This window comes from Pseudoxanthomonas sp. SL93 (genome assembly GCF_026625825.1).
GTDB lineage: Bacteria > Pseudomonadota > Gammaproteobacteria > Xanthomonadales > Xanthomonadaceae > Pseudoxanthomonas_A.
Genome location: NZ_CP113065.1, coordinates 2267778 through 2289955, shown reverse-complemented (window position 1 = coordinate 2289955; position 22178 = coordinate 2267778). Strand labels below are relative to the sequence as shown.

General features: G+C 67.6%; 25 protein-coding genes. 14 read left to right on the top strand and 11 right to left on the bottom strand.

Annotated features, from left to right (window positions below; all coding sequences use genetic code 11):
- Positions 1-181 precede the first annotated feature (181 nt).
- Entirely contained in the window at positions 182-700 is a 519-nt protein-coding gene (locus OVA13_RS10880) for a hypothetical protein (protein ID WP_267790501.1), read from the top strand.
- 19 nt (positions 701-719) lie between these two features.
- On the opposite strand, the gene OVA13_RS10875 is transcribed toward OVA13_RS10880, so the two are convergent.
- From OVA13_RS10875 to OVA13_RS10850, 6 genes are all read right to left on the bottom strand, one after another.
- Positions 720-1094, bottom strand: a complete 375-nt coding sequence (locus tag OVA13_RS10875; protein ID WP_267790500.1) for a nuclear transport factor 2 family protein — start codon at positions 1092-1094, stop codon at positions 720-722.
- Positions 1095-1134: 40 nt separating this feature from the next.
- A complete protein-coding gene (locus OVA13_RS10870; RefSeq protein WP_267790499.1) occupies positions 1135-1272 on the bottom strand; it encodes a hypothetical protein in 138 nt (45 codons plus the stop codon).
- Between the two features lie 175 nt (positions 1273-1447).
- A complete protein-coding gene (locus OVA13_RS10865) occupies positions 1448-1951 on the bottom strand; it encodes a DUF2846 domain-containing protein (RefSeq protein ID WP_267790498.1) in 504 nt (167 codons plus the stop codon).
- A 5-nt stretch (positions 1952-1956) separates the two neighbouring features.
- Positions 1957-2658 (bottom strand): hypothetical protein, encoded by a 702-nt coding sequence (locus tag OVA13_RS10860; RefSeq protein ID WP_267790497.1) that lies wholly within the window; start codon positions 2656-2658, stop codon positions 1957-1959.
- A 69-nt stretch (positions 2659-2727) separates the two neighbouring features.
- On the bottom strand, positions 2728-3117 hold the full coding sequence (locus OVA13_RS10855) for a DUF488 domain-containing protein (protein WP_267790496.1): 390 nt from the start codon (positions 3115-3117) through the stop codon (positions 2728-2730).
- 7 nt (positions 3118-3124) lie between these two features.
- Positions 3125-4381: a 6-phosphofructokinase gene (locus OVA13_RS10850; RefSeq protein WP_267790495.1), complete on the bottom strand. Its 1257-nt coding sequence runs from the start codon at positions 4379-4381 to the stop codon at positions 3125-3127.
- 120 nt (positions 4382-4501) lie between these two features.
- Between OVA13_RS10850 and OVA13_RS10845 the strand changes: the two genes are divergently transcribed.
- From OVA13_RS10845 to OVA13_RS10825, 5 genes are all read left to right on the top strand, one after another.
- Complete coding sequence (locus tag OVA13_RS10845) at positions 4502-5080, top strand: adenylate kinase (RefSeq protein WP_267790494.1); 579 nt, start codon at positions 4502-4504, stop codon at positions 5078-5080.
- 168 nt (positions 5081-5248) lie between these two features.
- The gene (locus OVA13_RS10840; RefSeq protein ID WP_267790493.1) at positions 5249-6955 is read left to right on the top strand and encodes a cellulase family glycosylhydrolase; all 1707 of its coding nucleotides are present in this window, start codon (positions 5249-5251) and stop codon (positions 6953-6955) included.
- A gap of 70 nt (positions 6956-7025) precedes the next feature.
- Entirely contained in the window at positions 7026-8393 is a 1368-nt protein-coding gene (mpl, locus tag OVA13_RS10835; protein WP_267790492.1) for a UDP-N-acetylmuramate:L-alanyl-gamma-D-glutamyl-meso-diaminopimelate ligase, read from the top strand.
- Between the two features lie 307 nt (positions 8394-8700).
- Positions 8701-10086: a S8 family peptidase gene (locus OVA13_RS10830; protein WP_267790491.1), complete on the top strand. Its 1386-nt coding sequence runs from the start codon at positions 8701-8703 to the stop codon at positions 10084-10086.
- Positions 10087-10185: 99 nt separating this feature from the next.
- Complete coding sequence (locus OVA13_RS10825; protein WP_267790490.1) at positions 10186-10764, top strand: LON peptidase substrate-binding domain-containing protein; 579 nt, start codon at positions 10186-10188, stop codon at positions 10762-10764.
- Positions 10765-10773: 9 nt separating this feature from the next.
- On the opposite strand, the gene OVA13_RS10820 is transcribed toward OVA13_RS10825, so the two are convergent.
- Positions 10774-12780: a bifunctional DedA family/phosphatase PAP2 family protein gene (locus tag OVA13_RS10820; protein ID WP_267790489.1), complete on the bottom strand. Its 2007-nt coding sequence runs from the start codon at positions 12778-12780 to the stop codon at positions 10774-10776.
- 82 nt (positions 12781-12862) lie between these two features.
- Between OVA13_RS10820 and OVA13_RS10815 the strand changes: the two genes are divergently transcribed.
- The 5 genes from OVA13_RS10815 (at position 12863) to OVA13_RS10795 (ending at position 15913) form a co-directional block, all read left to right on the top strand.
- Positions 12863-13507: a protein kinase family protein gene (locus tag OVA13_RS10815; protein WP_267793512.1), complete on the top strand. Its 645-nt coding sequence runs from the start codon at positions 12863-12865 to the stop codon at positions 13505-13507.
- 109 nt (positions 13508-13616) lie between these two features.
- Complete coding sequence (locus OVA13_RS10810; protein ID WP_267790488.1) at positions 13617-14435, top strand: SDR family oxidoreductase; 819 nt, start codon at positions 13617-13619, stop codon at positions 14433-14435.
- Positions 14436-14501: 66 nt separating this feature from the next.
- The gene (locus OVA13_RS10805) at positions 14502-14906 is read left to right on the top strand and encodes a DoxX family protein (protein WP_267790487.1); all 405 of its coding nucleotides are present in this window, start codon (positions 14502-14504) and stop codon (positions 14904-14906) included.
- 7 nt (positions 14907-14913) lie between these two features.
- Complete coding sequence (locus OVA13_RS10800; RefSeq protein ID WP_267790486.1) at positions 14914-15351, top strand: VOC family protein; 438 nt, start codon at positions 14914-14916, stop codon at positions 15349-15351.
- A 25-nt stretch (positions 15352-15376) separates the two neighbouring features.
- A complete protein-coding gene (locus OVA13_RS10795) occupies positions 15377-15913 on the top strand; it encodes a cysteine hydrolase family protein (RefSeq protein ID WP_267790485.1) in 537 nt (178 codons plus the stop codon).
- Positions 15914-15929: 16 nt separating this feature from the next.
- Here the strand turns inward: OVA13_RS10795 and OVA13_RS10790 are convergent, their stop codons facing one another.
- A complete protein-coding gene (locus OVA13_RS10790) occupies positions 15930-16802 on the bottom strand; it encodes an ion transporter (RefSeq protein WP_267790484.1) in 873 nt (290 codons plus the stop codon).
- A 130-nt stretch (positions 16803-16932) separates the two neighbouring features.
- Here OVA13_RS10790 and OVA13_RS10785 point away from each other — a divergent pair, with 130 nt between their 5' ends.
- Entirely contained in the window at positions 16933-18159 is a 1227-nt protein-coding gene (locus tag OVA13_RS10785; RefSeq protein ID WP_267790483.1) for an acetylornithine transaminase, read from the top strand.
- Between the two features lie 19 nt (positions 18160-18178).
- Complete coding sequence (locus OVA13_RS10780; protein WP_267790482.1) at positions 18179-19090, top strand: PDDEXK family nuclease; 912 nt, start codon at positions 18179-18181, stop codon at positions 19088-19090.
- A 45-nt stretch (positions 19091-19135) separates the two neighbouring features.
- Here OVA13_RS10780 and OVA13_RS10775 read toward each other — a convergent pair whose 3' ends face one another.
- From OVA13_RS10775 to thiE, 3 genes are all read right to left on the bottom strand, one after another.
- Positions 19136-19765, bottom strand: coding sequence for an HAD-IA family hydrolase (locus tag OVA13_RS10775; RefSeq protein ID WP_267790481.1), 630 nt, complete (start codon positions 19763-19765; stop codon positions 19136-19138).
- Positions 19762-21054, bottom strand: coding sequence for a glutamate-1-semialdehyde 2,1-aminomutase (gene hemL / locus OVA13_RS10770; RefSeq protein WP_267790480.1), 1293 nt, complete (start codon positions 21052-21054; stop codon positions 19762-19764). Before hemL ends, OVA13_RS10775 begins: the two co-directional genes overlap by 4 nt.
- Positions 21055-21155: 101 nt before the next feature.
- Positions 21156-21797, bottom strand: coding sequence for a thiamine phosphate synthase (gene thiE / locus OVA13_RS10765; RefSeq protein WP_267790479.1), 642 nt, complete (start codon positions 21795-21797; stop codon positions 21156-21158).
- 65 nt (positions 21798-21862) lie between these two features.
- On the opposite strand from thiE, the gene OVA13_RS10760 reads away from it, so the two are divergent.
- Positions 21863-22054 (top strand): rubredoxin, encoded by a 192-nt coding sequence (locus OVA13_RS10760; protein ID WP_267793511.1) that lies wholly within the window; start codon positions 21863-21865, stop codon positions 22052-22054.
- Positions 22055-22178 lie beyond the last annotated feature (124 nt).

The following is a 22178-nucleotide window of genomic DNA, read 5'->3' as shown; positions in this document are numbered from 1 at the left end:
CGATTGAGCGCACTCGACCGCTGCGATGCCCTGCAGCGCGAAACCCGACGTGTTCAGACAAATCCCTGGAGCCGGCCCGAGTATGACCGGATGGTGGGCGGCCCGCCAGCGGTGACGGGGCGGTTCAGCCGGGCCATGCCAGCCTTTGCGGCCTGAATGTCCGAAGGAGTTCCCGATGCGAATGACGGCCCCTGTTGCACTGGCGGTTGCCGGCCTCTGGCTGGGGTGTTCCCCGCTCGTCCTCGCAGCCGATCCGGTGCCCGAGATCAAGCGTGCCCCCATCACCGCCCAGGCGGTGGGCGCGGTGCACAGCCTTCGCCAGATCCCGGAGGCCTGCGCGCGGATGGAAGGCGCCTTCACCGGCGATGCCGCCCAGCCCTACCGCTACGGCGTGGTGCGCACCAGTCCGCAATGCCAGCCGCGTGCGCGCTTCGTGGACTTCGCCAAGGCGCAGCCTTCCACGGCCAAGGGCTGGACCTTCAACGACGAGATCCGGGTGCCCAATGCCGCATGCCCGTCGCAGCAGGCGGTTGTGCGCGTGTGGCGCAAGCCCGTCGCCAGCGCCAAACCCACGCTGGACGCCCAAGGCCAGGCGCGCGTCTATCTGGAAGACGCCAAGCAGCAGGCCGCTGCCGGCAACGTGCCCCAGGTGCCCCTGTTTGCCGCGCAGATGACGGTGGAAGGGAAGGCCTGCCGCTGATGCGGGTGGATCGCCCGAGTCAGGAGCCGAGGTGCTCAGGCGTGCCGTGGTGGTAGAAGAGTTGCCAGCCTGCTGGCGTGCGCGTCCACAGTGAGGCGCGTAGCGCCGCGTTGAAACGCGTGCCGTCGTGGGCGATTTCTTCCGAGCGATAGGTCAGCAACGCCCAATCGGGCGCCAGTGTCTGCAACTGATGGGCCTCGTTGACGACAGGGGCAATCTGCGTGCGTGCTGCCAGATAATCGATGACGATCTGGCGCGTATAGCGTCGCCCCGAACGTGCCACCTCGTGGAACTCCGGATGCAGCAGGCTTTCGAGCTTGTCCCGCGTGCAGGCTGCACCGGGATGGTGGAGTTCGCTCTCCAATGCCCTCAGTTCGGAAATCAGTTGCATCATGTGTCTCGCCTGAGCGCAATGTGGCGTTTCATAGGGCTGCTCACGGTGCCGGTCGCACGCTGGAAGTTCCCGGCGCACCGTCCCGTTGCGCCAGGTGCCTGCCGAATGCGTAGCCCGCGCTGGCGATGGCGCAGGCGATGGCGACGGACAGCATGCCTATCAGGATCTTCTTGGCCATGACGATTTCCTCGCGTGGTCCGACCGGAACACGCGCACTCTAGTCCCAATGGGCGATCGGCATGCGTGCCCAACGTCATGGCTCCACCTGGGACAGTGGACGTGCCTGGTTCCGGCAGGACGCGCATCGCCCTCGACACCCTCGGTCGTGGCGATGCGCGGGAACCCTCGTCCGCCTACTTGGCGACCTTCAGGTCTTTGGACATGCCCGAAAAGATGGCTTCGTCCGACGGCGACAGGTTCGGACGACCGGCGAAGATGCCCATCGTGACCGAACCCAGCACGTAGTAGGTTTCACCCGCTTCCACTTCGATGTTCAGCACGTCCTTGGCTTCCGAGTGCACCGTGTACTGGTGCGCGCCGGGCTCGGTCACGTGGACGAAGTAACTACCGCTGCTGAGCTTGCCCAGTTCGGTCTCGCCTTCGCGCACCTTGTAGCGGACGGCGGCGCCGGCGAACTTCTTCTCGCGGAAGAACACGATCTGCCCCTTGCCCTCCGGCGGTGCGGCGATCAGGCCGTTGGCGAGCGGCGCAGGTACCGCAGCGGCGGCCGGCGTGTCGGCGGCGGTGGCGGCGACGGCTTGCTCGCTTGCGGCAGGCGCGGTCGCGTCCTGGGCCTGCACGGCAGCGGGCAACAGGAGGGCGAACAATAAGCAGGTGCGGTTCAACGGGTGACGCATGGGCATTACTCCTCGAGAGTGGATGGGTCGGTAGATGCGGGGGTGTTCTGCGGGGGATCGGTGGCGGGCGTCGCCGAGGGCAATACCGTGGAAGGCGCTAGCAGGGCATCGGTAGAGGGGAGCAGTTGCACGGTTTCGCCCAGTTTCGCGGTGCCGGTGGTGTGCGCCGGTATCTCGATTTCCTTGCCGTGGACGAACTGCGCGAAGGGGCCGATGGCCACGGCGAGGCCGACGGCGACATGGCTGGTATCCCGACCGCTTCCGCCCAGCTTGAATCCCCGCAGCTTGATCACGCGGTCGCGCAGTTGCAGGTGACGGGCCGCCAAGAGCAGTTCGCCGGGCTTGCCGCCGCCGCGCGACCGTTCGGCATGCACGATTTCGCCCACGCCTTCGGTGCCGGCAGGCACGACGGTGACGCCCTGCACGGCCAAGCCTTCGATCAGTCTCATGCGGAAGTGCTCACCGCGCTGGGCGCGCGCCGAACTGATCGGGTCGAGCAATTCGAAAGTCACGATGGTGCCATCCGCCAGTACGCAGCAGGCGGGTGCGGATCCGTCATGGGGTAGGGTCGGCGCGGGCGCGGGCGCGGGCGCGGGCGCGCCCGCGGGCGCGTGTGGCGTCAGCGCCGCCGCTTCCTGTGCATGACACGTCCCTGACAACGCCAACCCGAACAGGCTGGCGGCGATACCGTTCGCTGCACGATGCATGGTGTTCCCCCTGACCGTTACGCTAGCGCATCGGCCGGCCGTCGCCAAGCTTCCGTAACGTGAGAGGTTTTAAGGTGAGAGGCAGGCGCCGTGGTCGCGGAGCAGCTCGCGCAGCACCGAGCGGTGGCAGCGTGCCTCATCCTCGCAGTAGCAGCCGACAGAGAAGTTCGTCTGGTGCGAAAGGGCCGCCAGCACGTCAAGGGTTTTCGCATTCTCGGGCGCAGCCATCTCGGCCCTGTACCTCTTTGCGAACGTGGCCCAGTCCTTTGCTGTCTGCGCGACCTGCGCCTGTTTCACCAGCTCCGCACTCGGGGCGAGATTCGGGTACCACACGTCATACCAGTCCTGCACCGCGAACGCCGCCTTCGGCACGCCACGTGGCGGCCTGCGCACCGTGCCGATGCGCAGGCCTTCGTTCTCCGCGCGCGGACTGCCTAGGCGGACGATGCGGATGCCCATCAGGCGATCAGCCCTCCCAGGCAGGCAACTTCTTCTTCACCGCCACGTTCTTCAGCGACACGTATTTGGGCAGGCCGTCGGTACCGTAGGGGGGATAGGCTTCGCCGCGGATCAGCGGCTGCAGGTACTTCCGCGCAGCCGGGGTGATGCCGTAGCCGTCCTTGCGGATGAAGGCGGGCGGGAACTTCTTCTCGTGGTTGGCCACCTTGCTGAGCGGTGCGGCCTCGATCTTCCAGCGGAATGGGGCATCCGAGGTGCGGACGATCACCGGCATCACCGCGTTCTGTCCTTTCAGGGCGAACTGCACCGCGGCCTTGCCGACGGCCTGCGCCTGCTCCCAGTCGGTCTTCGAGGCGATGTGGCGCGCGGAACGCTGCAGGTAGTCGGGCAGGGTCCAGTGCACCTTCATGCCCAGTTCGTCCTTGACGCGACCGGCCAGAAACGAAGCCACGCCGCCCAGCTGCGTATGCCCGAACGAGTCCTTGCCACCACCGGCGTCGGCGACGAAACGGCCGTCGGCGTGCTGGATGCCTTCGCTGGCCACCACCACGCACCAGCCCACGCGGTCCACGGTCTTCTTGACCTGCTTGAGGAAATCAGCCTCGTCGTAGGGGCGTTCCGGGAACAGGATCAGGTGCGGCGCGACGTCCGCGTGGTCGCCCGCCAGCCCGGCCGCGGCGGCCAGCCAGCCGGCGTGGCGGCCCATGGCCTCGTAGACGAAGACCTTGGTCGAGGTCTCGGCCATCGCGGCCACGTCCAGCGCGGCTTCGCGCACCGACACGGCGGTGTACTTGGCGGCCGAACCGAAACCCGGGCAGGTGTCGGTGACGGCCAGGTCGTTGTCGACCGTCTTCGGTACGCCGATGCAGGTCAGCGGGTAGTCGAAGGCCTGCGCCAGCTGCGACACCTTCCAGGCGGTATCCGCCGAGTCGTTGCCGCCGTTGTAGAGGAAGTAGCGCACGTCGTGCGCTTTCAGCACGGCCAGCAGGCGCTCGTACCTGGCCCGGTCGGCCTCCAGCGATTTCAGCTTGACGCGGCAGCTGCCGAAGGCGCCGCCCGGCGTGTGGGCCAGCGCGCGGATGGCCGCCGCCGACTCCTTGCTGGTGTCGATCAGCTCCTCGCGCAGGGCGCCCAGGATGCCGTTGCGGGCCGCCAGCACCTTGACCTTGCGGGACCGGGCTTCGGTGATGACCGCCGCTGCGGAGGCATTGATGACGGCGGTGACGCCGCCGGACTGCGCATAAAGTAGGGTGCCTGTAGCCATCTTGGGTTCGTTCCGCGTTGCCGGGATGCGGTAAGCTTCACACATATGTCGCGGTGCAGCGCGGCGCGTGGGCGCCCGTTCTGCCATCCGCCAGCAGGATTCTAGTTCGGGAGTTACACAATGCGATTGGTTCTACTGGGCCCCCCCGGGTCGGGCAAGGGCACTCAGGCAGCGCGTCTGAAGGAATACCTGCAGGTACCGCACATCTCCACCGGTGACCTGCTGCGCGCCGAAGTGGCCGCCGGCAGCCCGCTGGGCCTGCAGGCCAAGGAAGTCATGGCCCGCGGCGACTTCGTCAGCGACGAGATCCTGCTGGGCATGCTGGAAGACCGTTTCGCCCGCCCCGACACCGCCAATGGGTTCATCCTCGACGGCTACCCCCGCAACCAGGCCCAGGCCGACGCGCTGGGCACGCTGCTCACCCGGATCGGCCAGCCGATGGATTACGCCGTGCAGCTGGAAGTGCCGGCCGAACTGCTGGTGGAGCGCATCGCAGGCCGCGCCGCCGCCGAAGGCCGCGACGACGACACGCCCGAGGTGGTGCGCAACCGCCTGGACAAGTACACCAGCCAGACCGCCCCGGTGATCGACTACTACCGCCAGCACGGCCAGCTGACCGTCGTGGACGGCGTGGGTTCGCTGGACGAGGTGTTCAGCCGCCTGATCGAGGCGCTGTCGCCGGCAAAGGAAGTCGGCTGACGCTCGCCGCGCCCCGATGTTTCCGGAAAGCCCCGCCCAGGCGGGGCTTTTTCGTGGTGTCCCCTACCACCCCGCGGTGACGGCGCGCGACGTGTGATGCCGTGCTTCGCGCACGGCGGGCACGGCTGATATGGTCCGGCTCGGTCTCCACCACCGGAACGTCGCCCCATGAAGAGAACCGCCCTGCTGCTGCTCGCCGGCTTGGCCGTCATGCCGTATGCGCAGGCCAAGGACTTCCTGCGTACGCAGGGCACCCGGATCGTCGATGAAGCCGGCAAGCCGGTGATCCTGCGCGGCATGGGCCTGGGCGGCTGGATGCTGCAGGAAGGCTACATGCTGGACATCGACGGCGTGGGTACGCAGCGCAGCATCCACGCACGCATCGCCGACCTGATCGGGCCGGAAAAGGCGGAGGCGTTCTACCAGGCCTGGCGCGACAACCACACGACACGGGCCGACATCGACGCGATGGCGCGCTGGGGCTTCAATTCGGTGCGCCTGCCGATGCACTACGCGCTGTACACGCTGCCGGTGGAACAGGAGCCGGTCGCCGGTGGCCAGACCTGGGTGGAGGAAGGCTTCCGCCGCACCGATGAACTGCTGGCTTGGGCCAAGGCCAACGACCTATACCTGATCCTCGACCTGCACGCCGCGCCGGGCGGGCAGGGCAACGACAACAACATCGCCGACCGCGATCCCACGCAGCCCTCGCTGTGGGACGACTCGCGCCACCAGGACAAGATGGTGGCGCTGTGGACGAAGCTGGCGCAGCGCTACCGGGACGAGCCGTACATCGCGGCGTACGACATCATCAACGAGCCGAACTGGGGCTTCGCCGACAAGAGCGACACCAATGGCTGCAAGGAGAACGGCAACGCGCCGCTGAAGGACCTGCTGGTGCGCACCACGCGCGCGATCCGCGAGGTGGACACCCGCCACATCATCGTCATCGAGGGCAACTGCTGGGGCAACAACTACCGTGGCGTGCTGGAAGACGGTCCGTGGGACGACAACCTGGTGATCAGCTTCCACAAGTACTGGAACGTCACCACCCGCGACAGCATCGCCGAGTTGTTGGCGTTGCGCGACAAGCACCGCATGCCGCTGTGGCTGGGCGAGACGGGCGAGAATTCCAATGACTGGTTCGCCCGTACCGTCGCGCTGGTCGAAGGCGAGGGCATCGGCTGGGCGTGGTGGCCATTGAAGAAGATCCGCTACAACAACCCGTTGCAGGTCGTGCCCAACGACGGCTACCGCCGGGTGCTGGCGTACTGGAAGGGGGAAGGCCCGAGGCCTTCGCGGGAGGATGCCGAAGCTGCGTTGATGCGCTTCGCCTCGCATGACGTGCGCTACGAGAACAACGTGCAGCACCCGGATGTGGTCGATGCGCTGTTCCGCGCACCGCATGCGGACGCCCCGTTGCCGTTCAGGCCGCACGTGATCGGCGCGCAGGGTGGGCAGATCGCGGCGGTGGATTTCGACATGGGCCGCAACGGCGTGGCCTACCACGACCTGACGCCGGCCAACCAGCACATTTCCGATGGCGGCGAGCGCGTGGTATGGAATCCGGCGATGACGTACCGCAACGACGGCGTCGACCTGGGCAAGTCGGCGGACGGCAGCCTGTTCGTCGCGGACATGCGCAAGGGCGAATGGCTGAAGTACACCTTCACCGTCACCGAGCCAGGGCGCTACCGCCTGCTGCCCGCCACCCGGCGCGCCGGACGCCTGTCGCTGGTGCTGGACGGACAACCTGCCGCGGAGATCGAGCCGGGCGCGACCGTGGACCTGCAGCTGCGTGCCGGCCCGCAGACACTGCAGGTGCGGGCCGAATCCGACGGCATCGACCTGGAAACGCTGCGCTTTTCACGTTGAATCGCGCCGCACGCGTGCCGAACGCGGCGCGCTCGGCTAAAGTCTGCGCAGTCACCATGGAAACGAAGTCTTGAAGATCCATATCCTGGGCATTGCCGGCACGTTCATGGGCGGCGTGGCCGCCCTGGCCCGCGAACTCGGCCACACCGTCGAAGGCAGCGACCAGGCCATCTACCCGCCCATGTCCACCCAGCTGGAAACGCTGGGCATCGCCCTCGCACAGGGCTACCAGCCGCAGAACATCTCGCCGGATTGCGACGAGATCGTGGTGGGCAATGCGCTTTCCCGCGGCAATGCCGCTGTCGAAGCGGTGTTGGACGACGGTCGCCAGTACACCTCCGGTGCCCAGTGGTTGTCAGAGCGCGTGCTGCCCGGCCGTGACACGCTGGCGGTGGCGGGGACGCACGGCAAGACCACCACCACGACCATCCTGACCTACCTGCTGGAAGCGGCGGGCCGTTCGCCGGGGTTCCTGATCGGCGGCGTGGCCGAGGATTTCGGAGTGTCCGCGCGGATCGGCAAGGGGCGCGCGTTCGTCGTCGAGGCCGACGAGTACGACACCGCCTTCTTCGACAAGCGCAGCAAGTTCGTCCACTACCGCCCGCTGGTCGCCATCCTCAACAACCTGGAATACGACCACGCCGACATCTTCCCGGACGTGGCCGCCATCCAGCGGCAGTTCCACCACCTGGTGCGCACCGTGCCGCAGCGCGGTCGCCTGATCGTCAATGGCGAGGACGCACGCCTGGCCGAGGTGCTGGCGATGGGCTGCTGGACGCCGGTGGAGCGCTTCGGTTTCGACGTATCGCTGGAGTGGAGTGCGCGCCTGGTCCGCGAGGATGGCAGCGCGTTCGTCGTTCGCCACAACGGTGCCGATATCGGCGAGGTGCATTGGCCCATGCTCGGCCGGCACAACGTGCTCAACGGCCTGGCCGCCTTGGCGGCGTGCCATGCGATGGGCGTGGACATTGCGTCGGTCATTCCCGCGCTGGCGGACTTCCGCAGCGTGAAGCGCCGGTTGGAAGTGATCGGCCAGCATGCGGGTACCACCGTCTACGACGACTTCGCCCACCACCCCACCGCCATCCACACCACGCTGGAAGGGCTGCGCGCGAAAGTGGGTGCCGCGCGCATCGTGGTGGCGATGGAGCCGCGCAGCAACTCGATGCGCCTGGGTGCGCACGCCGATGCACTGGCACCGTCGCTGGACATCGCCGATGCGGTCGTGTTCCTGCATCGCCCGGAACTGGCATGGGATGCGGGCAAGGTGGTCGCGGCGATCCGAGGCGATGCCCGCACCGTCCCCGACGCCGATGCATTGATCGTCGCACTGAAAGACATCGTGCAGCCGGGCGACCACGTGGTGTTCATGTCCAACGGCGGTTTCGATGGCGCGCCGCGGCGGTTCCTGGCGGCGTTGGACGCATCCGCACCCTGATGCCGTGACCGCTTGTTCACGCATTTATTGGTTGAACTAGTCACAGTAGCGAAGACATGCGAACGCACCTCCGTGGCGTGGGGAACGCTGCCGATGCGATCCGCATCGGCTTGCCTTGGCTGCAACAGCCCGTATTTCGTGGGTCTCTGCGCGCGCGGGATGCGTGGCGAGTTTCGATCATGGCGGCGTGACGGTGAGTTGGCCTGTCCCCGGCGCGATTGACGTAGCGGGCGCGCTTTCTCCGGAAGGCTAGATTCCGTGCACGCACGGTCGAGGCCGTGCATCACCCGCAATCCAGGAGAATTCCATGCAGATACTCACCCGGGCGATCGGCATCGCCCTCGGCTTCGTTGCATTCAGCAGTGGGGCCCAGGCCGCCACCTACATCGTCACCGCCCATGCCAACAGTTTCGATACGCAGCTTGCCCACAAGGTCGAGGCTGCCGGCGGCCGCATCGTCGCGCGCCTGCCGCAGATCGGCGTGGCCATCGTGGAATCGCACAGTGCAGGCTTCGTGGCGAGCGCCGCCAGGATTCCCGCCGTGCGGTCCGCGGTGCCCGATGCAGTGATCCAGTTCGACCTGCCGGTCTCGCCGCAGGATGTGTCGCCGCTCTATGTCAATCCGCCGGTATCCAACGACGACGACCGCTTCTTCGACCTGCAATGGGGACATGCCGCCATCGATGCGGCAGGCGCCTGGAATGCAGGCTATCGCGGCCGGGGTGCGACCGTGGCGGTGCTGGATTCCGGCGTGTACTGCGCGCACGTGGACATCATCCCGAACCTCAACGTGGCCAAGTCGGCGTCCTTCGTGGCCGGGCAGACGTACTGCAACACGGCGGGCAGTACGCATGGCACGCATGTGATGGGCACCATCGGCGCCGCGGACAATGGCATCGGCACCATCGGCGTCGCACCGGAGGCCGAACTGATTGCGGTGAAAGTGCTGGATCCGCAGACGGGCAGCGGCAGCTTCGCCGCCATCCTGCAGGGGATCGTGCATGCCGCCGACGCCGGTGCCGATGTGATCAACATGAGTCTGGGCGTGAATGGCGGCCTGGATGTCGGCGGCAAGGAAGTGGCCGAACTCGTCAATGCCACCGCGCGCGCCGTACGTTACGCCAACCGCCAGAACGCCACGGTCGTCGCATCTGCCGGCAACGATGGCCGCGATCTCGACCATGACAGTGGACGTGTCTGCGACACCGACGGCACGTGTTCGGCGGTCAACCTGCGGTCTTTCCCTGGCCAGCTCCCGGGCGTGATCACGGTCAGCGCACTGGGCCCTGTGGCGTGGCTGAAGAATCCGCTCAACGCCGACTTCGATGTGCGCCCCAGCTACAGCAACTATGGCCAGTCCGCGATCCACTTCGCTGCGCCCGGCGGCAACTTCGATTACCCGGGCGAGGAGAACTGCACACTGAAGGGCATCACGCGGCCGTGCTGGGTCTTCGACATGGTGATGAGCACCACCACGTCACCGGGTGGCTATGGCTGGTCGGCGGGCACCAGCATGGCCGCCCCGCATGTGTCGGGCGTGGCGGCGCTGATCGTCGGCAAGCATGGCGGCGAGCTGTCGCCCGAGGCGGTCGAGCGCATCCTGCGCGCGTCTTCGGATGACCTGGGCAAGCCCGGCAAGGACGAAACTTTCGGCGCCGGTCGGGTCAATGCACGCCGCGCCGTGAGTCAGTAATCCTTCGCAGCGCCTGCTTCGGACGGTCGCCTGCGGGCGACCGTCTTCGTTGCAGGGCGCTACATTTTCGCGGCCGGTGGCCCGACGTAAAATGCCGCCATGAACACGACGCAGAGCCTCCCCCTCTTCCCGCTGCACAAGGTGCTGCTGCCTGGGGCCGCCATGGACCTGCGCATCTTCGAACGGCGCTATCTGGACCTGGTGCGGGAGTGCGGGCGTTCCGGCATGGGCTTCGGCGTCTGCCTGATCCTCGAAGGCGGGGAATCCGGCGCCCCGGCCACCCCCGCAGCGTACGGTGTCGAGGCGCTGATCGAGAACTTCGACATGGGCGAGGACGGACTGCTGTCCCTGCGCGTGCGTGGCCACCGACGGTTCCATGTGGTCCGCACACGGGTGCGCGACAACGGACTGGTGATGGCCGACGTCGCGTGGCTCAGCGCCGACCATGACGAGGCGCTGCGTCCCGAGCACGCCCTGCTGGGCACGCTGCTGCAGACCATGATGGAGAAGGTGGGCACCGACCTGAACGGGCTGCCGCCGCGCATCTTCGAGCATGCGGCCTGGGTCGGGTGGCGACTTGCCCAGGTGTTGCCGATCACGGCCGAGCAGCGCGTCTCGGTCCTGCAGGAAGATGATGTCCACGCCCGCCTGCAACGCCTGCTGGAGTGGATCGACTGATCGGCGCCTTCAGCGCGGTGCGTCAACGTCCGTCGTGCAGATCCGCAGCACGGGCAGCCCGGATTGCGGATGCGGGGCGACCCGGTGATCCAGTGATGTCGTCGCGATGCTCACGGCATCCAGCGCCGTGCGTGCCTCGCGAAGCGGTCGCCAAAGGCGAATCAGGTTGAACGCGCGCTGTTGCTGCAGGACCTGCGCGCTGCCGATCCACAGCGGCACGTTGCCGGGTTGCAGGCGCGTGTCGGCGGGCCAGAGCCGCAGCACCAGCACTTCGCCGGGTTGGTCACCCGGGCGCAACATGAGCAGGCTTTCGGCGCGCGTATCCAGCGTGGCGGGCAGGACGGGCTGCTCCGCGTCGGGAAGATCGCTGTCCAGCAGGTTGAGCGCTTCCTCCCAGCCGGCCTGCGTCTGCGCGCGCCAGCCGGCCGCTTCCAGCTTCGCCTGCAGCGGTGCCAGCGGTCCGGCGACCTGGACATCCAGCGGCCAGCGCTGCTCGTCATCGAACTCGTTGCGCCGCGCGGGCAGCGACTGCCAGTCGCTCTGCCACCAGTCCTGCAATGAGAGCGTGCGTTCGATCACCGGCGGCTGGAACTGCGCCAGCATCGTGTCCACGTTGCGCGGGGCGTGCCACAGCGCGGCCACCACGAACGCGCTGTAGAACAGCCACGCCAACGGCTTCATCCAGAACGAACGCACCATGCGGCGCCGGTACGCGATGCCCAGCACCAGCAGCCAGACCAGCCCGAACAGCATGCCGCCGACCACATCGCTGAGCCAGTGCGCGCCCAAGTAGATGCGGGCGAAGCCGATCAGCGCCACCACCACGCCCGACACCAGGTAAGGCCACACGCGCGTGCGCCCGGGCAGCTCGCGGGCGATCAGCACGGCGAAGAACCCGAACGTAATGGTGGACATGGTCACCGCGATGGACGGAAACCCGAAGCCGCTGCTGACGCTCGGGGGCTTGGGGATGTCGACGGAAGCGCCCAGCCACGCGGTCAGCGCCAGGCCGAACGCCAGTGCGGCCAACCAGTGCGCGGCCGCCATCCAGCGCTTGCGCCAGCACAGGTACAGCAGCACCAGCAGCGAGGCGGGCGCCAGCACCTGTTCGTCGCCCAGCGAGGCGATGGCCGCCAGCGGATAGTCGGCCAGCGGATTGCGCAGCGCCTGCATCAGTTCGTAGACCGCCAGATCCATCATCAACGGCTCGCCATGGCCGATGACGATCATCAGGAAGGCGAACCACACCCACACGATGGCCAGCAGCAGGATCGCCAGCAGCGCCAGCGGCACCGATTCGCGCCGGTTCGGATCGAAGACCGCCCCGGTATACCGGCCCAGCACTGGATGCGCATGCGACCACGCGATGGCGCGCGCCAACAGCGCATCGGCATGCGCGGCGAACCAGCGATAGGTGTACAGCACCCCCGCCCACGCCAGCGCCAGCACCACAAGCAGCAGGCCCAGCACCAGCCCCAGGCGTCCGGCCACGGCAGCCACGGCGTCGTAGGCATGGCCCAGCACCCAGCCCGGCAGCAGGAACGACAGCGCCCAGGCCACGCACGCCAGCCCGCTGGCCATGCCATAACGCCGCAAGGGCATGCGCAGCATGCCCGCCACGGCGGGAACGAAGGGCCGGATGGGGCCCACGAAGCGCGCGATCAGGATGCTCTTGAGCGCATTGCGGCGGAACAGCAGTTCGCCGCGGTCCAGCAGCTGCGGATACTTGCGGAATGGCCAGTGGTTGCGCAGCTGCGGCCCGAAGCGATGGCCCACCCAGTAACTGGTGGCATCACCGACCAGTGCGCCGATCGTCGCGCAGATCACCGCATATGGTCCCGATATCTCGCCCAGCCCCACCAGCACGCCCACCGCGAACATCAACGGCAGCGCCGGCACCACCGCACCCAGCAGGATGACCGCATCGCAGAAGGCGATGGCGAAGATCACCAGGCCCGCGGCCACGGGATGCGCGCTGATCCAGGCCAGCAGGGTGTCGAACCAGGAAGGACTCATCCACGGATTATAGGCGGCGGCAGATGACCGGCGCCTGCCACTTTCGGCCAAGTAGAATGGCGGGGTGGACACACAGACCCCCATCGAGATCGCCGCATTGAAGGCCGACAGCTTCGGTCGCATCGCCCTGATGCGCGATGCGCGCGGGGTGTTCGTGCGGCGCGATCTGTCCGCATCGCCATGGTGGTTGCGCTTCCCGGCGTGGCGCCTCGCGCGCCGCGAGGCCCGTGCCATCGGCCAGCTGGATGGCCTGGAGGCCACCCCGCAGCTGCTGGGGTGGGATGGCGTGCGGCTGGACCGCAGCTATCTGGAAGGCGCCGCGATGTACCAGAAGCCGCCGCGTGGCGACCTGGCGTACTTCCGCGCCGCCCGCCGATTGCTGCAGCAGGTGCATCGCCGTGGTATCGCCCACAACGACCTGGCCAAGGAAGCCAACTGGCTGGTGCTGTCCGATGGCCGCCCCGCGGTGATCGATTTCCAGCTGGCGGTGCGCGGGCATCCCCGCTCGCGCTGGATGCGCCTGCTGGCCCGTGAAGACCTGCGCCACCTGCTGAAGCACAAGCGCACCTATTGTCCGGAATCGCTCACGCCGGTCGAACGGCGCGTGCTGAAGCGCCACTCGTGGGTGCGCGACGCCTGGTTCCGCACCGGCAAGCCGGTGTACCGGTTCGTGACCCGCAGGCTGTTGAAGTGGGAAGACAACGAGGGGCAGGGCCCCAAACCGTGACGCAGGATCGCGGAAACATCCGTGGCCGCGGGCTTCCCGCCTGCAATCGCGCCACACGCCTCCCGCGGCGCGCTCCTACAATGGCCGCTGGACGAACGCAGGAGCCGACATGAACCTGGCAGGCAAGACCCTCTTCATCACCGGCGCCTCGCGCGGCATCGGCCTAGCCATCGCGCTGCGCGCGGCGCGCGACGGCGCCAACGTGGCTATCGCCGCCAAGTCGTCGGTGCCCAATCCCAAGCTGCCGGGCACCATCCACACCGCCGCGCAGGCGGTGAACGAAGCGGGCGGCCGAGGGCTGGCGCTGAAGTGCGACATCCGCGAAGAGGACGACGTGCGTGCCGCGATGGCGGCGACGGTGGATGCCTTCGGCGGTATCGACATCCTGGTCAACAACGCCAGTGCGATCTGGCTGGCCGGCGCGCTGGACACCCCCATGAAGCGCTTCGACCTGATGAACCAGGTCAATGCGCGCGGCAGTTTCCTCTGCGCGCAGGCCGCGTTGCCCTACCTGAAGCAGGCCGCCAATCCGCACATCCTGACGCTGGCGCCGCCGCCGTCGCTGGATCCCAAATGGTGGGCGCCCCATACCGGCTACACGCTGGCGAAGATGGGCATGAGCTTCGTCACGCTGGGGCTGGCCGGTGAGTTCGGACCGCAGGGCATCGCGGTGAATGCGCTGTGGCCGCGCACCATCATCGCCACCGATGCGTTGAACATGATCCCCGGCGTGGAGATCCCGCGCTGCCGCACGCCGCAGATCGTCGCCGACGCGGCGCATGCAGTGCTGTCGCGGCCGGCCGTGGGGTTCCATGGCCGGTTCCTGATCGACGAAGACGTGCTGCGTGAGGCCGGCGTCACCGACTTCGCGCCTTACGCAGTCGATGCCTCGCAGCCGCTGCTGCCGGACCTGTTCGTCGATCCGTGAGCGGACGGTTCCGGTTTCGCCCGTCACCCTGCTGTCTGTGTTCGACTGCCCCCAGGAGGCACGATGATGCGGTCATCCGACGTTCCGGCGCGCCAGGCGCTCGCCTTCATCCGCATGGCGCTGGCCGTGCTGCTCTTCATCCATGGCGTGGCACGCGTGCTGGCCGATGGGGTGACGCCGTTCGGTGCATTCCTGGATGCGCGCGGGTTTCCGTTCGGCCTGGGCATCGCGTGGTTCGTCACCGTGTTCGAACTGGTGGCGGCGCCCGTGTTCGCGTCGGGGCGCTGGGTGATGCCCATCGCGCTGGTGTTCAGTGCCATCTACGCCTGCGGGATCTGGCTGGTGCACGCGCCTGCGGGCTGGTTCGTCGTGGGCCTGGGCCGCAACGGCGTGGAGTACAGCGTACTGATCATCGCCTGCCTGCTGGCCAATGCGTGGGCGCACCGCCCGCGCGCTTCCGTTACGACATGAGGTTGCCATGAAATATCTGCATGCGATGCTCCGCGTCCACGACCTGGACGCAACCGCCCGGTTCTTCACCGCAGGGCTGGGACTGACCGAAACGCGGCGCATGGAAAACGCGCAGGGACGGTTCACCCTGGTCTACTTCGGCGCCCCGGCCAATCCCGAGGCGGAGATCGAACTGACCTACAACTGGCCGCCGGAAGACGGCGCGCCCGCCGAGGACTACGGCAGCGCACGCAACTTCGGCCATCTGGCGTTCGAGGTCGACGACATCTACGCGATCTGCGCGCATCTGCAATCGCAGGGCATCACCATCAACCGCCCGCCGCGCGATGGCCGCATGGCGTTCGTGCGCACGCCGGACCTGATCTCCGTCGAACTTCTGCAGAAAGGTGAACGGTTGCCACCGCAGGAGCCTTGGCTTTCGATGCCGAATACGGGAAGCTGGTGACCAGTCCCATTCCCGCAGGTGGCCGATGAACCTCGCCCTGGTCGTGATCGATGTGCAGCGTGAGCTGTTCGAGCCTGCGCCCGCGCCGGCGGATGCCGATACCGTGGTGGCGCACATCAACCAGTTGTCGGAAAAGGCCCGCGAAGCGGGCGTGCCGGTGATCTTCGTGCAGCATGAGCGCGCGGGTGACCTGGAGCCGGACAGCGACGGCTGGGCGCTGCATCCGGCGCTTGCGGTGAAGGAAGGCGACCACCGCATCCGCAAGGCCACGCCCGATTCCTTCCTGCGCACGGGGCTGGACGAGGTGCTGTCGTTCTGTGGCGTGGAAGGCGTGGTGCTGTGCGGCTACGCCACCGAATTCTGCGTGGACACCACCACCCGCAGCGCCGCCGCGCACGGTTACCACGTGGTGCTGGCCTCCGATGCGCACACCACGCACGACAAGCCGCATGCCACGGCTGCGCAGATCCGTTCGCACCACAACGCCACGCTGCCGGCCATCCGCAGCTTCGGCCCCACCATCCGCGCGCTGCCCACGGCCGAGATCGCCTTCGGCGCCTGAAACGCCGATCCCGTTGTCAGCTCATGGGGGCGGGCAGCCGTTTTCCGCAGTCGCGGCAATGCACGGCATCGGCATCATGGCCCTCCCGTCCACACTCCGGGCAACCGCGGCGGTCCAGCGGACCCCGGTCGTGCGAGGCATCGCGCAGGCTGGTGGCCAGTTCCGCCGTGTAGATGCCGGTCGGTACGGCGATGATGCTGTAGCCGATCAGGATGAGTACCGAGGTGATGGCGCGGCCGAGCGGGGTCTGCGGCGCGATGTCCCCGAAACCCACCGTCGCCATGGTGACGATGGCCCAGTACATGCTGGTGGGGATGCTGGCGAAGCCGTTCTCTGGACCTTCGACGACATACATCACCGCCCCGAAGATGACGACCAGCGTCATGACGCTGCTGAAGAACAGCAGGATCTTGCGCCGGCTGCGCCAGAGGGCGCCCAGCAGGATCCCGCTTTCTTCCACGTAGCGGGTCAGCTTGAGGATGCGGAACAGCCGCAGGATGCGCAGGATGCGTACCACCAGCAGGCTCTGGCTGCCGGGCACCAGCAGCGAAAGATAGGTCGGCAGGATCGACAGCAGGTCGATCACGCCCCAGATGCTCAGCGCGTAGCGCAGTGGTCGCCGGACGGTGGCCAGGCGCAGCAGGTACTCCAGCGTGAACAACAGGGTGAAACCCCATTCCAGCGCGTACAGCACGCGGGCGTGGCGTGCATGGAAGGCCGCCACGCTGTCCAGCATGATCACGCCCACGCTGGCCAGGATGGCGACCACCAGGACGAGGTCGAAGTTGCGCGCGGGCGGGGTGTCGTGGCGGTAGATGATGTCGAACCAGCGCCGCCGCCAGCCGTGTTCCGCCGCTGGATTGAGTTGTGGATCGGAGAACAGGCGCATCGTGGGTCCCGTCGCCCCTCGTGATGGCCGGCAGCGCGAGGGACATGAGCGTCGTTGCCGCGGTGCGGGCTGTCCTGCCGCCGCACATGCGCCACAATACCCCACTGTACCGTCGTTCCGGATCAAGCCCATGAGCAGCACGCCCACCGTCGACCTGCTGGCCAACGGCCAGCGCTACTACCTCCCGGTATACCGTCCACGCGAACTGGTGCTGGAGCGCGGGCAGGGTGCACGCGTGTGGGACAGCGAGGGCCGCGAGTTCGTCGACCTGTCGGCCGGCATCGCCGTGTGCGGGCTGGGCCACAACGACCCGGACCTGGTCGCGGCGCTGACCGAGCAGGCCGGCAAGCTCTGGCATACCAGCAACGTTTTCTACAGCGAGCCGCCGCTGCGCCTGGCCGAGGAACTGGTCACCGCGTCGCGCTTCGCCGAACGGGTTTTCCTGTGCAATTCCGGCGCCGAAGCCAACGAGGCGGCGATCAAGCTGGTGCGCAAGTGGGCGGCCGCGCAGGGCCGCGCGCCGGACCAGCGCGTCATCGTGACCTTCCGTGGCAGTTTCCATGGGCGCACGCTGGCCACGGTCACCGCCACCGCGCAGCCCAAGTACCAGGAAGGCTACGAGCCGCTGCCGGCGGGTTTCCGTTACGTCGACTTCAACGACCTGACCCAGCTCGAAATCGCGATGTCCTGCGGCGACGTGGCCGCGGTGATGCTGGAGCCGGTGCAGGGCGAGGGTGGCGTGATGCCGGCGGCTTCCGGGTTCCTCAGTGCCGTGCGCGAACTGTGCGACCACCATGGCGCATTGCTGGTGCTGGACGAGATCCAGGCCGGCATGGGCCGCACCGGCACGCTGTTCGCGCATTGGCAGGATGGCGTGAAGCCGGACATCGTGACGCTGGCGAAGGCGCTGGGTGGCGGTTTCCCGGTTGGCGCGATGCTGGCCGGCCCGAAAGTGGCTGAAGTGATGCAGTTCGGCGCGCACGGCACGACCTTCGGCGGCAATCCGCTGGCCGCGGCGGTCGCGCGGGTAGCGCTGCGCAAACTCGCATCGCCGGCGATCGCCAACAACGTCGCGCGCCAGTCCGCCGCGCTGCGGAAAGGCCTGGACGAGATCAATGCCGAACTTGGCCTGTTCGCGCAGGTGCGCGGCCGCGGACTGATGCTCGGCGCCGTGCTGAAGCCGTCGCATGCCGGCCGCGCCGGCGAGGTGCTGGACCTGGCGGCGGCACAGGGACTGCTGCTGCTGCAGGCCGGCCCCGACGTGCTGCGTTTCGTGCCGGCCCTGAACATCACCGACGAAGAACTCGCCGAAGGCCTGAAGCGGCTCAAGGCAGCGTTGCGGGCGTTCGCCGCCTAACCGCGGGGTCGTCAAAGTGGTGACCACGAGGTTCTGGCGTGTCCATTGCCATATCGGCCAGCATCCGGGCCAGTGGCAATACTGGTTCCGCGAACAATGCTGCGCGCTGGGCTGGCGGCCGCCCACGGAAGTGGGCTCGGACGACGGATGGACCTTCGATGGTCCCAGCCGGGACCAGGGCTGGAGTACCGCGAGGAATGCATTGAAGAGGATGACGCCGGGCGACTGGCTGGTGGCCACGTTGCCTGGACACCGGGTGGGAAGGCTCGGGCGCGTGGTGTCGCTGGCGGTGAGGGACGAAGAGTGGGATCCCGTGGTTCCACCGGGCAAGGACCTGCCGAAGGGCGAGAATGGACGCCGAATACTCGTGCGCTGGGAATTGACGACTGGTCCGGACGACCCCTCGAAAGTGGTGCTCCTCCCGGCGCACGCCCAGTTCAACTCCGGCCAGTTGATGGGGACGATCCGTGAACTGCCGAAGGAGCGGCTGGATACCGTCAGGCAGGCCATGCGCGACACATCCAACTGGGTGTCCATCGCCGGATCATTCCGGCATGAAACGGCGCTTTCCGACTACCTGTCGATCCATCCTCATCGGCTCGAACCGGGGATGATCGCGCACCCGTCGGAGCACGTGCGGGAAAGAAGGTTTCCCGATGGCACGCGCAGCGATGTCATCCTGATGGATCGCGATGGCCGGGTGGTCATCGTCGAGTGCAAGCAAGGGGCACCGACATTGCCCAATGTCGAGCAGTTGCAGAACTACATGCGATGGATGAGTGTGCTGTCTCCGGAACTGGGTGAACCGAGGGGCATCCTCGTCCATGGCGGCTCCAGGCGTATCAATGCGATAGTTCGTGATGCGGCGGCAATTGCTGGCATCGAACTCGTCTACCACGAGCTTGATGTGCAGTTCGCCAGTAGTCGATAGCGTGCGGCTTGGCCATGGTGCCGCGTCGTTTGGAGGCCGGGATGCCTACCAGCCTATCTGCGGGCCGAACACGTAGCGTTTCAGCGCCTTGCCGAAGCTGCGCGCATCGGTGACGGTTTCGGCGTGCAGGCCGGCGTCGCGCGCGCCCTGCACGTTGGTGAACATGTCGTCGACGAACAGCGTGCTGCCGGCGTCCCAGCCCAGCACCTCAAGCGCCCGCCCGAACGTCGCCGGCGCCGGCTTGCGCATCCGCAGGCCGCCACTGGTCAGCACGCGACCTTCGATGCGGGCCGCCATCGGCGCGACGATGCGGGGGATCGCGTGCGTCATCAGCACGCCGTTGTTGGTCAGCACGCCAAGGACGAGATCGGGGTGCAGCACGGCGATACGCTCCAGCACGCCGTCGATGGCGGTGCTGCCGGCCATCCGCGAGGCCAGCCAGGTATCTTCGTCGACCGGTGCACCCAGTCCGCCGCCCAGCCGGCCAAGATAGGCCGCGGTATCGATCGCGCCGCTGTCGTATTCCGTTTCCAGCCCCGACACGAACAGCACCTCGCGCACGCGCTCATGCGGGCAACCTGCATGCGCGGCGAGGTGTGCGATCCGCACCTCGTGCCGGTACTGGGCCAGGACGCCGTCGAAATCGAACAGCACCTGGTGGATGCGCGGCTTCATCCAGCCGCGACCACCTTGAAGGCCTCGCGGGCGGCGGCGATCGTCGCTTCGATGACCTCGGGCGTATGCGCGCTGGACATGAATCCGGCCTCGAATGCCGACGGTGCCAGGTAGACGCCGCGCTCCAGCATCGCGTGGAAGAAGCGATTGAATGCCGCCGTGTCGCAGGCGACCGCCTGTGCATAGGTGTCGACCTGCTGGTCGGTGAAGAACAGGCCGAACATCGCGCCCACGCGGGTCGTGGTCAACGGAACGCTGGCCTCGCGTGCGGCGGCTTCCATGCCTTCGCACAGCGTCGCGGTCGCCGCAGCGAGGCCATCGTGGAAACCTGGGGCCTGGATGAGCTCCAGCATCGCCAGCCCGGCGGCCATGGCCACCGGGTTGCCGCTCAGCGTGCCGGCCTGGTAGATCGGGCCAGCGGGCGCGATCTGCCGCATCAGGTCGCGGCGGCCACCGTAGGCACCCACCGGCATGCCGCCGCCGATGATCTTGCCGAAGGTGGTCAGGTCGGGCGTGATGCCGTAGTGCGCCTGCGCGCCGCCCAGCGCTACGCGGAAGCCGGTCATCACTTCGTCGAAGATCAGCAGCGCGCCGTGCTGCGTGCACAGGGCGCGCAGGTGCTGCAGGTAGCCTTCGCGCGGCGGCAGGCAGTTGGCGTTGCCGACCACGGGTTCGATGATCAGGCAGGCGATCTCGCCGCCGTACTGCTCGAACATCGCGGTGGCGCCGTCGAAATCGTTGTAGCTCAGTGTCAGCGTGAGCTCGCTCAGGCCGGCTGGCACGCCGGGCGAGGTCGGCACGCCCAGCGTCAGCATGCCGCTGCCGGCCTTCACCAGGAACGAATCGCCGTGGCCGTGGTAGCAGCCTTCGAACTTGACGATGCGGTTGCGCCCGGTCGCGCCGCGCGCCAGGCGGATCGCCGACAGCGTGGCTTCGGTGCCGGAATTGACCATGCGCACCATCTCGCACGAAGGCACCAGCCGCGTGATCGTTTCGGCCATCGTCACTTCGGCCGGGCAGGGCGCGCCGAACGACAGGCCGTTCTGGATCGCCGCCTGCACCGCGTCACGTACGGTCGGATGGTTGTGGCCGACGATCATCGGACCCCACGAGCCCACGTAGTCGATGTAGCGGTTGCCATCCACGTCATGCAGCCAGGCGCCATCGGCGCGCTGCACGAAGAACGGTTCGCCGCCCACCGACTTGAACGCGCGCACCGGCGAATTGACGCCGCCGGGGAGAAGTTCCTGGGCGCGGGTGAACAGAGCGTGGGACTGGTCGTGGTTCATGGGGATTCCGGGAAGTTGGGGGTCGTCTTGTGGGAGCGACGCAAGTCGCGATGGAAGGGCCTTGATGCCTCATCGCGACTTGCGTCGCTCCCACAAGAGCATCAGGTGCCGCCAAAGCCTTTTCGGTAAGACTGTGCGGCGGCGACGGGATCGGCGGCCTCGAACACACCGCCAATGACGGCGATCAGGTCCGCACCGGCCGCGACCAGCGGACCCATATTGTCCGGGGTTATGCCGCCTATCGCCACCCGCGGCACCCCCAGCGATGCGGCCTGCGCGAGCAGGCCCGGCGTGGCGCGACGGGTGGTCTGCTTGCTTTGGGTCGGGAAGAAGGCACCGAATGCCACATAGCTGGCGCCGCTGGCCACCGCCTGCTGCGCGCGCGCCAGTTCGTCGTAGCAGGAGGCCCCGACGATGGCCTGCGGGCCCAGCGCCGCGCGGGCGGCGGCGATATCGCCATCGTCTTCGCCCAGGTGCACGCCTGCCGCACCGACCGCGCGCGCCAGCGCCACGTCGTCGTTGATGATCAGCGGGACGCCGGCGCCCGTGCACGCCGCCTGCAGGGCAGCGGCCTGCGCGTGGCGCAGGGCATCGTCCGCGGTCTTCTGCCGGTACTGCAGCCAGGTCACGCCGGTGGCCAGCAGCGGCCGCACCCGCGCCAGCAGGCGGTCGGTATCGGGTTCGTCGGGCGTGATCAGATACAGGCCGCGCGGGGCGCCGATCAGCGGCGGGACGGGATTCATCGGCAAGCTTCCGGTGCGGGGGCGGGGATGGGACAATGCATGCCCCCTCGAACGTGCATTATCCGATGACCGACGCCACTGCCACCATCTTCCGCACCTGGATGTGCGTGGTCTGCGGGTTCATCTATGACGAAGCGGCCGGGTTGCCGGAGGAAGGCATCGCCCCGGGCACGCGCTGGGACGACATCCCCGACAGCTGGACCTGCCCCGACTGCGGCGTGGGCAAGGACGATTTCGAGATGGTGGTGCTGGACTGACGCGCCCGGGTCACCTGCCCTGGTGGGAGCGACGTGAGTCGCGACGGGTTGCCGTCAAACCGGTTCGTCAGTCCCCCTGCGGAAGATCGACTGCACGCTGGTGAGTGCTTCATGCGGGAGGCAT

Bases quoted from the DNA above. Each gene is read 5' to 3' on its own strand.
- OVA13_RS10880 (WP_267790501.1), top strand. From the start codon at position 182: ATGACGGCCCCTGTTGCACTGGCGGTTGCCGGCCTCTGGCTGGGGTGT.
- OVA13_RS10875 (WP_267790500.1), bottom strand. From the start codon at position 1,094: ATGATGCAACTGATTTCCGAACTGAGGGCATTGGAGAGCGAACTCCAC.
- OVA13_RS10870 (WP_267790499.1), bottom strand. From the start codon at position 1,272: ATGGCCAAGAAGATCCTGATAGGCATGCTGTCCGTCGCCATCGCCTGC.
- OVA13_RS10865 (WP_267790498.1), bottom strand. From the start codon at position 1,951: ATGCGTCACCCGTTGAACCGCACCTGCTTATTGTTCGCCCTCCTGTTG.
- OVA13_RS10860 (WP_267790497.1), bottom strand. From the start codon at position 2,658: ATGCATCGTGCAGCGAACGGTATCGCCGCCAGCCTGTTCGGGTTGGCG.
- OVA13_RS10855 (WP_267790496.1), bottom strand. From the start codon at position 3,117: ATGGGCATCCGCATCGTCCGCCTAGGCAGTCCGCGCGCGGAGAACGAA.
- OVA13_RS10850 (WP_267790495.1), bottom strand. From the start codon at position 4,381: ATGGCTACAGGCACCCTACTTTATGCGCAGTCCGGCGGCGTCACCGCC.
- OVA13_RS10845 (WP_267790494.1), top strand. From the start codon at position 4,502: ATGCGATTGGTTCTACTGGGCCCCCCCGGGTCGGGCAAGGGCACTCAG.
- OVA13_RS10840 (WP_267790493.1), top strand. From the start codon at position 5,249: ATGAAGAGAACCGCCCTGCTGCTGCTCGCCGGCTTGGCCGTCATGCCG.
- OVA13_RS10830 (WP_267790491.1), top strand. From the start codon at position 8,701: ATGCAGATACTCACCCGGGCGATCGGCATCGCCCTCGGCTTCGTTGCA.
- OVA13_RS10825 (WP_267790490.1), top strand. From the start codon at position 10,186: ATGAACACGACGCAGAGCCTCCCCCTCTTCCCGCTGCACAAGGTGCTG.
- OVA13_RS10820 (WP_267790489.1), bottom strand. From the start codon at position 12,780: ATGAGTCCTTCCTGGTTCGACACCCTGCTGGCCTGGATCAGCGCGCAT.
- OVA13_RS10810 (WP_267790488.1), top strand. From the start codon at position 13,617: ATGAACCTGGCAGGCAAGACCCTCTTCATCACCGGCGCCTCGCGCGGC.
- OVA13_RS10805 (WP_267790487.1), top strand. From the start codon at position 14,502: ATGCGGTCATCCGACGTTCCGGCGCGCCAGGCGCTCGCCTTCATCCGC.
- OVA13_RS10800 (WP_267790486.1), top strand. From the start codon at position 14,914: ATGAAATATCTGCATGCGATGCTCCGCGTCCACGACCTGGACGCAACC.
- OVA13_RS10795 (WP_267790485.1), top strand. From the start codon at position 15,377: ATGAACCTCGCCCTGGTCGTGATCGATGTGCAGCGTGAGCTGTTCGAG.
- OVA13_RS10790 (WP_267790484.1), bottom strand. From the start codon at position 16,802: ATGCGCCTGTTCTCCGATCCACAACTCAATCCAGCGGCGGAACACGGC.
- OVA13_RS10785 (WP_267790483.1), top strand. From the start codon at position 16,933: ATGAGCAGCACGCCCACCGTCGACCTGCTGGCCAACGGCCAGCGCTAC.
- OVA13_RS10775 (WP_267790481.1), bottom strand. From the start codon at position 19,765: ATGAAGCCGCGCATCCACCAGGTGCTGTTCGATTTCGACGGCGTCCTG.
- hemL (WP_267790480.1), bottom strand. From the start codon at position 21,054: ATGAACCACGACCAGTCCCACGCTCTGTTCACCCGCGCCCAGGAACTT.
- thiE (WP_267790479.1), bottom strand. From the start codon at position 21,797: ATGAATCCCGTCCCGCCGCTGATCGGCGCCCCGCGCGGCCTGTATCTG.
- OVA13_RS10760 (WP_267793511.1), top strand. From the start codon at position 21,863: ATGACCGACGCCACTGCCACCATCTTCCGCACCTGGATGTGCGTGGTC.